Source organism: Shewanella sp. 5S214 (assembly GCF_041439795.1).
Lineage (GTDB): Bacteria > Pseudomonadota > Gammaproteobacteria > Enterobacterales > Shewanellaceae > Shewanella > Shewanella vesiculosa.
On record NZ_JBGOOV010000016.1, the window covers coordinates 1 to 12,875 of the forward strand.

Annotated in this window: 7 protein-coding genes; 5 read left to right on the plus strand and 2 right to left on the minus strand. The window is 42.7% G+C overall.

What is annotated here, in order from left to right:
- Nucleotides 1-1,330, minus strand: a 1,330-nt coding sequence (gene rapA, locus ACED29_RS11890; protein ID WP_371697748.1) for an RNA polymerase-associated protein RapA, incomplete at its 3' end; no start/stop codon positions are given.
- Between the two features lie 324 nt (nt 1,331-1,654).
- Between rapA and ACED29_RS11895 the strand changes: the two genes are divergently transcribed.
- The 3 genes from ACED29_RS11895 to ACED29_RS11905 all read left to right on the plus strand — a co-directional run bounded on the left by ACED29_RS11895 (nt 1,655) and on the right by ACED29_RS11905 (nt 9,474).
- Nucleotides 1,655-3,049: a PhoH family protein gene (locus ACED29_RS11895; RefSeq protein ID WP_371697749.1), complete on the plus strand. Its 1,395-nt coding sequence runs from the start codon at nt 1,655-1,657 to the stop codon at nt 3,047-3,049.
- Nucleotides 3,050-3,327: 278 nt separating this feature from the next.
- Nucleotides 3,328-7,038: a response regulator gene (locus ACED29_RS11900; RefSeq protein ID WP_182722386.1), complete on the plus strand. Its 3,711-nt coding sequence runs from the start codon at nt 3,328-3,330 to the stop codon at nt 7,036-7,038.
- Nucleotides 7,039-7,077: 39 nt separating this feature from the next.
- Nucleotides 7,078-9,474, plus strand: a complete 2,397-nt coding sequence (locus tag ACED29_RS11905) for a zinc-dependent metalloprotease (protein WP_371697750.1) — start codon at nt 7,078-7,080, stop codon at nt 9,472-9,474.
- A 160-nt stretch (nt 9,475-9,634) separates the two neighbouring features.
- Here ACED29_RS11905 and ACED29_RS11910 read toward each other — a convergent pair whose 3' ends face one another.
- Nucleotides 9,635-11,461: a protein kinase gene (locus tag ACED29_RS11910; protein ID WP_182755378.1), complete on the minus strand. Its 1,827-nt coding sequence runs from the start codon at nt 11,459-11,461 to the stop codon at nt 9,635-9,637.
- A 289-nt stretch (nt 11,462-11,750) separates the two neighbouring features.
- Here ACED29_RS11910 and ACED29_RS11915 point away from each other — a divergent pair, with 289 nt between their 5' ends.
- Both ACED29_RS11915 and ACED29_RS11920 read left to right on the plus strand, forming a co-directional pair.
- On the plus strand, nt 11,751-12,098 hold the full coding sequence (locus tag ACED29_RS11915) for a hypothetical protein (RefSeq protein ID WP_124015111.1): 348 nt from the start codon (nt 11,751-11,753) through the stop codon (nt 12,096-12,098).
- Between the two features lie 98 nt (nt 12,099-12,196).
- Nucleotides 12,197-12,856: a thiopurine S-methyltransferase gene (locus ACED29_RS11920; RefSeq protein WP_124015110.1), complete on the plus strand. Its 660-nt coding sequence runs from the start codon at nt 12,197-12,199 to the stop codon at nt 12,854-12,856.
- The last annotated feature ends 19 nt before the right edge of the window (nt 12,857-12,875 follow it).

Sequence of the window (12,875 nt, forward strand, 5' to 3'; positions counted from 1 at the left end):
GTGCTGGCATGTCTTGTGGATAGGCATTAAACAAACGCTTAGGAAAGCCTTTCACTGAGGCGCGACTGTTACGATAAAGAACGCGGCCAGTACCATGACGATCGAGTAATTCTTGCAGTAATTCTTGACGTGCCGCTTGCTGTGATTCGGCATCAACATCCTTTGACTGGATCAAGCGGATACTTGGCTCGATGTCTTTTTCGCTCAGCAATTCGGTTAAGCTATTAATGGCGCTGTCGGGTAATTTACTGTCTTTACTTAATGCTTCAGCCGCTTCTGCCACATCTTTATAGCTTGATTCTTCTGCTAAAAAAGCATCGTAGTCATAAAAACGATCTGGGTCGAGTAGGCGCAAACGAGCAAAGTGACTTTGATGGCCCAGTTGATCTGGTGTTGCAGTTAATAGCAATACGCCAGGGACGACTTCACTTAACGCTTCAACGATTTTATAGGCGCGGCTTGGCGCATCTTCTGACCATTCTAAATGGTGAGCTTCATCGACAACCATTAAGTCCCAATCGGCATCGACAGCTTGTTCAAGACGTTTTTTCTTACGCAATAAATCAAGTGAACAAATAACCAATTGTTCGGTATAGAACGGATTATCATTGTCGGCATAAGCTTCAACACAACGATCTTCATCAAATACTGAAAAACGTAAATTAAAGCGACGTAACATTTCAACTAACCACTGGTGACGTAGCGTATCGGGTACGATAATTAAAATGCGTTCAGCACGACCTGTGAGTAACTGCTGATGAATAATTAAACCCGCTTCAATGGTTTTACCTAACCCTACTTCATCGGCCAATAATACACGCGGCGCATAGCGACTACCGACTTCATGAGCAATCCATTGTTGATGAGCAATTAAGCCAACTCGTGGGCCTTGCTGACCGAGTAAGTCTGATGTGGCTAATTTGTGGCGTAATAACTGACATTGGTAACGTACACCAAAGCGTTCTAAGCGATCAATTTGCCCAGCAAATAAACGGTCTTGGGGCTTATTGAAACGAATATTGTGGTTCAGCATCGTCTCACGAAGACTGACCTTTTCTTTGGTTTCGCTGTGGATCCCGTGATAAATCACCAATTGATTTTTTTCTTCAAGCTCTTCAATGGTGATACTCCAACCTTCACCGCTTTCGACAGTGTCTCCGGGGTTAAAAATAACCCGGGTTAAGGGAGCTTCACTGCGAGAAAACATCCGGTTTTCTCCAGTGGCAGGAAATAGCAGCGTAACCATGCGGCCTTCAACTTGAACGACTGTTCCTAATCCGAGTTCTGACTCGGTATCACTTATCCAGCGTTGACCTAAGGCAAACGGCATCTTCTACTCTCATTTATTGCGTGAAACAAAAAAGGGGGCGTATGTTAAACCAAACCCATCCAGATTGAAATTCTAGCATTGATTTATCGTGTAGATGTTCATTTTTACACCATCTTGACATGTTAGCGTCACATTGACGTCATAGTGTGAAACAAAGGCGTTAATGATGACATTGAGTTTTTCTTCAGCCAGTGGCATATTTTATGAAGGCAGCATTGTTATGGCAATGGCCTGTTTTCAATAAAGACTTTAATTATCCCTTTAATGTTATACGTTTAGCTAAGTGATACTGATTCTATTCATTGAGAGCACTCTGGAGGCACCATGCAACAAGACGACAAAAAGTTGTTTGTACTGGATACCAACGTGTTACTGCATGAACCTTTAGCGATATATTCGTTTAAAGAACATGACGTAATTATTCCCATGACTGTGTTAGAAGAGCTCGACAGTATTAAGGACAGGAAGCGAGATGTGAGTCGTGATGCTCGGGTTGCCATACGAGCATTAGAAGATATTTTGGGGGGACCCACTACTCCGGAGCAAATTTTAAAAGGCGTTCCATTACCTACACGCGAGGAGCATGCTGAGGTATCGGGGCATTTGTCGATTTTTCCTGATCATCAAATAGAATTTATTATCGGCTCACTCCCTGGCGATAATAACGATAACCGCATTATTAATACCGCGCTGCATTTACAAAAACTTCATTTTCCCCGCATCGTAGTGCTCGTTACCAAAGACATTAACATGCGCTTAAAGGCCAAAGGCGCGGGTATTGAGCGAGTAGAAGATTATCGTACTGATCAATTGATTGATGATGTGCGCTTTCTTGCTAAAGGCTTTTACCAGTTCCCGGGTGATTTTTGGCAAAATATCGATAAAGTCTCTACCGATCGCAAAGACCGCCATACGGTTCATCAAGTACCATTGGAGCATCTTGGTAATGAAAACTTTTATCTTAATCAGTATTTAATTGACGACAGTTCCGATTTTTGCGGCCGTGTTGCCAGTAAAACAGATCAATACCTAGAGATCATTGATCGTGGCCGCGATCGCTTATTGCATCATCAAGCTTGGGGGGTTAAACCGAAGAATATTTATCAAGGCATGGCACTTGATGCCTTGCTGGATCCTGACATCGAACTGATTATTCTGACGGGGCCCGCTGGCTGCGGTAAAACACTATTAGCCATGGCGGCTGCATTAGAGCTGGTGGTTGAGCGTAAACGTTACGACAAAATCATTGTAACTCGTAACACCCCCGAAATTGCTGAGTCGATAGGTTTTTTACCTGGCACCGAGGAAGAGAAGATGACTCCCTGGCTAGCGGCAATTACCGATACCTTAGAAGTGCTCCACAAAAATGATGTTAACCCTAGCGGCAGCGTGAACTACATAATGGAAAAGGCCAACATTCAATTTAAGTCGATTAACTTTATGCGTGGTCGCTCGATTCAAAACTCAGTGGTCATTTTAGATGAATGCCAAAACCTCACCGCATCACAAATTAAGACCATGATCACTCGAATGGGTGAGGGTACTAAGCTGATCTGCAGTGGTAATTTAGCGCAAATAGATTCGACTTACTTAACCGCAGTGACGTCAGGCTTAACCTACATAGTCGAGCGTTTTAAAGACTTTGAAGGCAGTGCTAATATTTATCTCAATGGTGTGGTTCGTTCACGATTAGCTGAATTTGCTGAGGAGCATCTGTAATCGGTTAACCAATAGAAAGCGTTATCTGCACCAAAGAAGCTGATATTCTCATACATACATAAGGTTACATTGGGTAACCTTATGTATTATCACTCTTTTAAATAAGTCTTAAGGTTTGTGATGTTTATTGGCCGCAGGTTGGGCAAGTCCCTTGGGCTATTAATACATGTGCTTGAGCTTATGTTCCTGATATCATAATCAATAGTTTTATATTACCGAATTTTTTGGTGTTATTCGTTCGACAGCGGGTCTTTCTTACGCTGTATCAAGGGTGGTTAATGAAACCGACTGAGCCAGATTTACAACTAAAATCTCCTATTCAACGTAATTATAACCGAGCGGTGTTCTACACTTATATCGGGGTAATTGTGATGGCGTTACTGACGGCAGGCATTATGTTTGAACGTCAAAAAGAGCAGCAAATTCAACAGCGAGAAGAGCAGGTTGCCCGTCATGTTATGCAGATCGACTTATTGCTCGAGTCGAGTATTCGCGCCGTGAAAAGTTTACGTGATGTGGCTGTTGATCATTTACGCTTGGGTGAGTTTGTGCGTAAACAACGCTTACCAGAATATGAAAAGTTTAACGAAGATGGCCAGTATTTTACCTTAGAACCCAATTACGCTAACAGCGGCTTGCCATTTACTAACATGGGCAGGATTACTGGTGCGGGCTCACTAGAAGGACGTAGTGAGAGCTTCTACCAAGAGTTGGAAATGCTGTTTGAACTATCATTATCTTTCCCCGTTGCCAAAGAAGCAGCCCCTAAAGCCTCATCAATTTATTATATTTCTAAACGTCGAATGATGTCATTTTACCCATGGGAAAGTAATGACTTACGCTTTAGAGATGAATTACTCAATAAGAAACAGTTTCAATTATCGACCCCTTCAATGAACCCGCAACGCAGCGTATTTTGGAGTGAGGCCTACATTGACTCAGCCCACCAAGGCTTAATTACTACGCTAGGTTTACCGGTATATTTAGACGATGAGTTTATTGGTTCAATTAATTTAGACATGACCTTGTCGTCGTTAGATAAGCAAATTCGTACTTACTTTAAAATGCCTGGTACGGTGATTTTGCTTGATCAGCAAAACAATATTTTATCTCACAGTGACTTTGATTCTAATGAGATGAATAAGGTTTATCACATTAGCCAGCGCATTCCGGCAGAGTTACATTCGTTGTCTGAATCTGAGTTATTTGATGCCCACGAAGGCATTTTACGTAACGGCTATTATATTCACAGCGTTGCACTGCATAACGCCCCATGGCGCTTGCTGTATTTGCAAGATGAAGATGATTTATTTAAAGATTCGTGGGACAAGCTGCAACTGAGCTTTTTGTTAGTGGTGCTGGCCCTGTCGCTGCTGGTTACTATTGTGCATTGGCAAACGCGTCGTGCATTCGTTAGCCCAGCTTCACGCTTGCTAACACATTTGGAAGCGTGTTCTCAAACACCAATCAGACCGCCGGAAAAAATGACTCATGGCTGGGAGCCGTGGTTTGCACTGGTGAGCCGTATTTTTGAAGAAAACCGCCAATATACTCATCATCTAGCCGAACAAAATAAACGCCTAGATAATTTAGTGGCGCGCCGAACTCAGCGTTTACGTGAAACGACTGAGCGCCGTGAACGTGAATTTGCACTACTGCGGTCATTAATCGACTCAATCCCTGAAGCGATTGTGTTTAAAGACAAAGAAGGTAAATATTTAGGTTGTAACAAGTCAGCAGAAAGAATGCTGGGTTACCGCGAAAATGAGATTATTGGCTTAACCTCATCAGAAGTGGTTAGCCCAGAGCAGGGCCAGCGCATTGGTGAGGAAGATAACAAAGTATTGACCCAACAGCATTCATTACGTTACCAAGAGCGGGTGAATATTGAAGGTAAACCAGTATTACTCGATACCTTTAAACTGCCATTTTATAATCGCCGTGGCGACCTATTAGGTTTGATTTCCGTTTGGCGTGATATTACTCGTGAATACGAGGCCGCTGAACAATTGCGGATGTCTGAGCAACGTTATCATCTTGCTATGGATGCGGTAGAAGATGGATTGTGGGATTGGTACATTGATTCGGAACAGATTATTTGTAATCCGGCCTTCTATTCGATGTTAGGTTATCAAGCCCATGAATTTCCGCCATTACTCGAATCAATCGATGAATTGTATCATCCTGACGATCGTGACCGGGTGCAGGAATATCGCTCTCAGTATGTGCGTGATCCGGTTGGTACTTATGAGATTGAGTTCAGAATGCGCGGTAAAAATGGCCAGTATTACTGGGTGTTATCCCGTGGTCGCGCAGTCGAATTTTCTGAGGACGGTTGCAGTAAGCGGATGCTCGGTACTCATAAAGACATTACCCGTCAGAAGAGTAACGAAGTGGCCTTGCTCGAAGCCAAACAAGATGCTGAATTGGCCAATATGTATAAGAGTGAGTTTTTGGCTAACATGAGTCATGAAATTCGCACGCCAATGAACGCGATTATTGGCATGCTGCAGTTGGCGCAACGGACTAATTTAACCCCGCAACAGCAAGATTACCTTCATAAAGCTGGTTTCTCAGCGCAGTCGTTACTGCGTATTATCAACGATATTCTAGATTTTTCTAAAATCGAAGCCGGTAAATTAGAGTTAGAAAGAGTCGCTTTCCCGCTGGATAAAGTGCTTGATCATGTTATTGATATTAATGCCATGAAAGCGCAAGAGAAAGGCGTTGAATTACTGCTGTATGCGCCAGTCACCGCAGGACTTATCCTGTACGGCGATCCGCTGCGTTTAGGCCAAGTCATCGTTAATTTATTGTCTAATGCGGTTAAATTTACCCAAACGGGTGAAGTTGAGCTGGGTTGTGAAGATGTGGGTGAGCGTGACGATCGCATTACCATGAAGTTTTGGGTACGCGATACTGGTATTGGGATCAGTAAAGATCAACAAGCAATGCTGTTTGATGCCTTTTCACAAGCAGATGGTTCAACCACACGTAAATATGGCGGCACTGGCTTAGGTTTATCGATCAGTAAACATTTAGTGTCGATGATGGGCGGCACCATGCAAGTTGAGTCCGAGCTAGGATCGGGCAGTACCTTCAGTTTTACCATTAGCTTTGAAATTGCCGAAGAACAAGTCGTCGAGCCATTAGTGGTGCCAGAACAATTAAATAATCTCACTACACTGGTGGTTGATGACAATCCAAGTGCATTACAGATTTACTCTACATTAATGACAGATTTCAGCTTTGGAGTGAATACCGCCGACAGCGGCCAAAAGGCTCTGGAGATTTTACGTAAAAAGCCGGTCGATTTATTGTTGCTAGATTGGATGATGCCAGAAATGAACGGTTGTGACGTGATTAAAGCCGTTGATCAAATGATTGAAGACGGCAGCTTAGAAAAACGTCCGATTATTATTTTAATGACAGCTTATGCAGCAGAACCATTAGACCATGAATTACAAAAAGATTCTGTTTATGCCGTATTACAAAAACCGTTCAAAGCTTCGGCCTTGTTTGATGAAATTATTAATGCTTTTGCCAAAGAGCCAAAGCTTAATGCTATGCCGGTTATTATTGAAGCCGAACCTACTAAAGCATCCGGTTTAGTGCTATTGGTTGAAGATAACTTTATTAATCAACAAGTGGCATCTGAATTACTCAAAAGTGCCGGTTATGAAGTGGTGATTGCCGATAATGGCCAAGTGGCGTTAGATGTGATCGATTCTAAGCCGTTTGATGCAGTGTTAATGGACATTCAAATGCCAATAATGGATGGATTAACCGCTACCGCAGAATTACGCAAACGTTTTAGTAAAGAACAAATGCCGATTATTGCCATGACTGCCCATGCAATGTCCGGTGATAAAGAAAAAAGTTTAGCCGCAGGCATGAATGCCCATATCACTAAGCCAATTGTGCTTACTGAATTATTTGAAACCTTATCGCATTGGATTACATATAAACACAATCATCAAGACGAGTAGTCTTTTGACGATAGGACATTACCGACAAGGAGATTAATTATGGTCCGCCGTAGTATTTCATTGGCACTGTTGCTGGCGATTACGCCAGCAACATTATTTTCTACAGCCGCAATAGCGGCTAGCGACTCAGCCCAAACAATAATCAACAATGCTGAGGCTGCAACAGGCTTTATCAATCTATTTTACGATGCTAAATCCGCTGAGTTATACCTACAAGCAGATAAACTCAATCAACCCTTTTTATTGCTGACCAGCTTACCTCATGGTGTGGGTTCAAATGATATTGGTTTAGATCGTGGCCAATTAGGCCAAACCCGCATGGTGCAGTTTGAACAGCACGGCCCTTTCATTATTTTAAAGCAGCTTAATCCTAATTTTCGCGCCTCTAGTGATAATGTCGCTGAACGCCAAGCGGTTACACAAGCCTTTGCTGAGTCGATTTTATGGCGCGGTAAAGTTGTGGCAGGTAAAACGGCAATCGTTGCAATTAATGACCTAGTGATTAATGATTTGCATGGTGTAACTGATGTGTTGGCGGCAACCAATCAAGGCACCTATAGCTTAGACAGCAGCCGTTCCGTCATTTTACCGCAAGGGATTAAATCGTTTGCACGAAATGCAGATGTTGATGTTAATTTAACCTTTACGGCTAGCAAAGCGGGTAAGCAAGTTGAGCAAGTCACTCCAGACGGTAAAATGCTGTCTGTACGGGTGCGTTATTCATTTGTACAACTGCCAGAGGCCGGTTATCAAGCCCGCAATTATCATCCTATGAGCGGTTATTTGTCTGATCAATATGCCGATTATTCTACTGCGGTTGATCAACCGCTGATACAACGTCATTTATTACGCCACCGATTACAGAAGGTCACGCCTGGGGATGCGCCTAGCAAAGTGGTTAAGCCCATTGTGTATTACCTTGATCCCGGTGTACCAGAGCCGATCCGCAGCGCCTTACTCGAAGGCGCCCGCTGGTGGGAAACGGCCTTTACTGACGCTGGCTTTATCGATGGTTTTAAGGTGGAATTACTGCCCGAAGGTGCTGACCCTCAAGATGTGCGTTATAACATGATCCAATGGGTACATCGCGCCACCCGAGGCTGGTCATATGGCGCAGCGGTTACCGATCCGCGAACGGGTGAAATTATTAAAGGTAATGTCACCTTAGGCAGTTTGAGAGTTCGCCAAGATCACCTCATCGCTAGGGGACTGATTGCTGGATGGCCAGATCGTAAAGCCGCAGCCGACGCGGCAATGGCATTATCACTTGCTCGTATTCGTCAGTTAGCCGCGCATGAGGTGGGCCATACTTTAGGACTGGATCATAACTTTGCCGCATCAACAAATGATGATGCCTCGGTGATGGATTATCCGCATCCATATGCCAGTATTCAAAACGATAAAATCAATATCGCCACCCCATATCGTGAAGGTATTGGTGAGTGGGATAAATACACCATAGCGTATGGTTATGGTGATATAAAACAAACGGATGCATTGTTAACATCGACCTTGACTAAAGGTTTTCGTTATATTGGTGAAGCAGATTCTCGCAGTGTTAGCGCCAGTAATGCATATGCCAGTTTATGGGATCGCGGTAACGATGCTGTTGCTGAGTTAGTGCGTTTAGAAACCGTGCGCCGTAAAGCGATTGACGATTTTAATTCAGATGCATTATTAGCCGATGAGCCCCATGGCGAATTAGCCGATGCGTTTGTGCCTATCTACTTGCTGACTCGTTATCAAATCGACGCCGCAGCGAAGTGGATCGGCGGAACAGATTACAGTTATCAACAAGTCGGCGCAGGTGTACGTTGGAATTATATTCGCCCTGAAATGCAATTTGCTGCACTCGATACCTTGTTGACGAGTTTGCAAACCAAGAGTTTATTAGTGCCGAGTAATGTGTTGCAAGCTTTGGTACCTAAAGCGGGAAACTATGCTAAAACTCGCGAAAGTTTTGGATCAAACTTAGGTGTGATTACCGATCCCGCTGCGATGGCTGAAGTCATGAGTCGTCATGTTGTGACTCAACTATTAGCGCCAGAGCGTTTAAATCGAGTCAGTCAGGGCTATATGGGTGATAGTCAGCAGCTGTCGGTGGTTAAATTAGTTGATAAACTTGTTGGCGCAACCTTGTACCAAGATTTACCTAGTGGACAAGGCTTAGCAGAGCAAATGCGGGTGAACACTGTGGTGATTGATGGCCTATTAGCGACGTATCATAATCCTAAAACAGCCCCTGAAGTGAAAGCCCAGTTGGCGGCAAGAGTTGATTATATTATCAAGCAGCTTAAACGCCGCAGTAATCGTGGTAGCGATTATCAATCAGCACATTATGATTGGTTATTTCAAGGGATAACCAAAGGGATGGATGACTCAAGTTATCGACTCATTACTAAGCCTGTGGACATGCCACCTGGCTCGCCGATTTAACATAGCCCATTATTTTTGACGACAAATATTTTTAACTGCTAATAATTTTGACGGCTAATAAAACGCGACTCTATCGGGTCGCGTTTTAGCTTGTGGCAGCTTAAAAACATACTTGTTATGTGGTTAAAAATATTAAAGTGGATGCCGGCATATAGTTTCATCACTCATTATGCGCAACTTGATGATCAATCTCTTTAGGGTTTTTAGGATAGAAGTTATCTGCTTTACGATCGATATGGCTAAATTGACGGGTATTTTTGTAGGGCAGTTTCATGAAGCCTGAAATCCCATGACCTTGAATTTTATTGGCATGAGCGATAATACGATCTAAACAGGCCCGAAACGAAGCTTGTTTACGTGGATTTAATAACCGTAAATAGCTATGAATTTTTAAGTGGTTTGGTAGCGCTTCAAAAATAATACAACCTGTGTGATGTATTTGGTTTAACCAGCCAAGTTCTGTCATGATTTCAGCTGGTAGTTCTAAGTTTTCTTCTGGATCTTTACCGTCTTCAAAGTATGAATGCAGCCGAGATTTGTCTTCTAAAGTGGGCACATCACCGACTTCAAAAGGCATTTGCAGTTCACCGGTTATTTTATATTGGTGCTCAGTGCTTTTCCGCTCAAGATGTAAGGTATCTTTAGCATTGAAGAAACAAGCTTTAAATACTCCGATTCGTTTAATTCCCCGCGCCATAGTGACCATGTTATTCACCGCTAATATTAACGGTGCTTTGCTGTCGGGATCGTAAATGGCTAAATTGGAGTCAATAAACACCCCTGATTCTTGCCAATGGATCACGAGACCACCGACAATCGGATACTGTGCTAAACGGCCTACTGCAGCAATAAAGCCTTTTTCGGTATCAGCCATACCGGCCATAAAGTTACGATAATATTTATCCAGTTGCACATCATCCATTTTAGCAATGGGATCTTGAGTATTGTGCTCTTTTAAAAATGATTTTCGTGAACTATAACTCACGGTTTCAACCGTTTTTGAGCGCGGTTGAGCCCACACTGGAATGTCGGGTGTTAACGGCGGAGTCGATAATATCGGTAAATGCATTCTATGGCTGTGACGCAAACTTTTGAGGAAATAATCACCAGCAAGATTGCGCCGTTCTACATCGTCACTGAGCATTGCATCGAGTGTTTTTGCCAGTTCTATGGGCAATCCTATGCTGGTGGCTGGAATGACTTTGGTGCCGAAACGACTGATTTGGCCTGAGGCGAGTGCATACAGGGTTGCAGCTGCGCCTTGCTCGTCAAATCTTGGTGTTGATAATGCGCCACTCAGTTGCTCGTCACCAATAAAGTAAACATCTCCCATGCGAGCATTGGTATGTTGCTGATCGCTGGATAATAAAGACATAACATTGTCATCAACCGCGCGGTTGTGTTCATCTCGCTGAGCAAATACCGCAGACCCCCAATCGATTAATGATAGCTTGTCGGTTTCAATATCATAAACTAAGTTCGATGGCTTAATATCGCCGTGTACTAGAGGCTTGCCTTTGCGCAGATAATATAAAATATTAGCCAATTGCCTGGCAATACTCACCACCATTACTGGAGGCAAGGCACCTAATCGCTGACAAATTTTGTCTAAATCTTCGCCTTGAGCCCGCTCCATGACTAATATTCCCTGCTTACCAACGCGTTCAAATTTAATTGCTCCAGGCACGTTAGGATGATGCACTTGGCTGAGCATATAGGCTTCTTCTTCCAGCCTATCTTGAACACTTTGGGGTAAATTTACTCTTGAGAATTTAAACACATGCGACTGGTTAAACTCATTGACTCCTGCAAACACAAAACCATAAGCGCCTTTACCAATAAATTCAATTTGTTGATATCCCAGCTTGCTGAGCTGTTGCTTACACAGACGAACCCATGCTTTATGCTTACGGGCGTCATTAGCGCTTAGCAGGTAGATAGACTGCTCTTCGTTAATATAAAAGTGCTGCAGTTGCGGTGTTTGCAAAGATTAGCCTCCATTGACTGTTAACTCATTAAACCTTGATTAACCTTACGACGGCAAGTGCTGTTATTTAAAACATGCGATATCCATTGATATATCATAAAGTCTATTTAACCTTTTTAGCTGCAAATCACTCAAAGAGCCTATATCAGTCGCTATTTTTAACTGATTAACAGCGGCTTCCTATCTAAAAAAATCCGATATGTAAACCTTGACCTATATCAAATCAAAATGAATCAACACTGGGTATTATGGTTGAAGCAGTTAATGAATGTTTTTTGTGAGAGGTTATATGCATAATATAAATAAAGCTGAATTAATTCAGTTGTTTAATTTTCCTCGGCAGCGAATTTTACAGTCTATGGAAGTGACCCATTGTCCTCATGCGGTATTTTTTAATCAAAGTGATGAGCAATGCATAACATGTCATCAGGGTGAAGAATGTGTGTGGATTAATCATAATGATGAAATGGTCGCACTTGAGTTGAAGTCAATCGACGAATTAAAGCAGCAATTATTAATCGCAGTTGATTACATCGATTCTAATTTAAGCCCACACCATATGTCGCGAAGAAAGTGCCAATGTGAAAACTGTCGTTGGTTAAGGCAAGTACAAATGACTCTAGACGGCAAAGCCTAGGTCGCATATTGCTAAATCAGTAACGGCAGTTGCATCCCTTTTTTTTAGTCTTTAAAGTAGCCTGCACAACACTAGCAACTTGACTGAAGAATAGCATTATGGAACCCAGCTTTTGGCATGAAAAATGGCAATTACAACAAATCGGTTTTCATCTAAACCAAGTGAACCCATTTTTAGTAAAATATTGGCCGCATTTGGGCTTACCTGAAAATAGTGAGGTGTTTGTTCCTTTATGTGGTAAATCGTTAGATATGTTTTATTTGGCCGAACAGCGTCATACGGTGTTAGGCTGTGAATTAAGCTTAATCGCGGTAAAAGATTTTTTTACTGATAACGATATAGTGTATCAAGAGTCTCGTATTAATGATCACGCGGTATTCTCTGCCGAGCAAGTGACCTTATATCAAGGTGATATTTTTACTCTACCTTCCCAGTTAACATCATCGATTAGCGGCTTTTATGATCGCGCGGCACTGATTGCTTGGCCTGAAGAAATGCGCCAACAGTATGTTCATACACTAGCTGCACTAGTGCCTGCTGATGTTAGTGGTTTACTCATTACCCTTGATTACCCACAAGAAACCCTAAAAGGACCACCGTTTGCTGTGAGTCCAACCTGGATTGAAACCTACTTAACAGCTTATTTTACGGTCGAGTTACTTGAGTGTGCTGACGTGTTGGCCGATAACTCTAGGTTTGTTTATAAACAGGTGCCTTGGCTTAATGAAGCTGTGTATAAATTGACTCGAAAATCATAACAATGCCCCCAAAAACCTA

Bases quoted from the DNA above. Each gene is read 5' to 3' on its own strand.
- ACED29_RS11895 (WP_371697749.1), top strand. From the start codon at position 1,655: ATGCAACAAGACGACAAAAAGTTGTTTGTACTGGATACCAACGTGTTA.
- ACED29_RS11900 (WP_182722386.1), top strand. From the start codon at position 3,328: ATGAAACCGACTGAGCCAGATTTACAACTAAAATCTCCTATTCAACGT.
- ACED29_RS11905 (WP_371697750.1), top strand. From the start codon at position 7,078: ATGGTCCGCCGTAGTATTTCATTGGCACTGTTGCTGGCGATTACGCCA.
- ACED29_RS11915 (WP_124015111.1), top strand. From the start codon at position 11,751: ATGCATAATATAAATAAAGCTGAATTAATTCAGTTGTTTAATTTTCCT.
- ACED29_RS11920 (WP_124015110.1), top strand. From the start codon at position 12,197: ATGGAACCCAGCTTTTGGCATGAAAAATGGCAATTACAACAAATCGGT.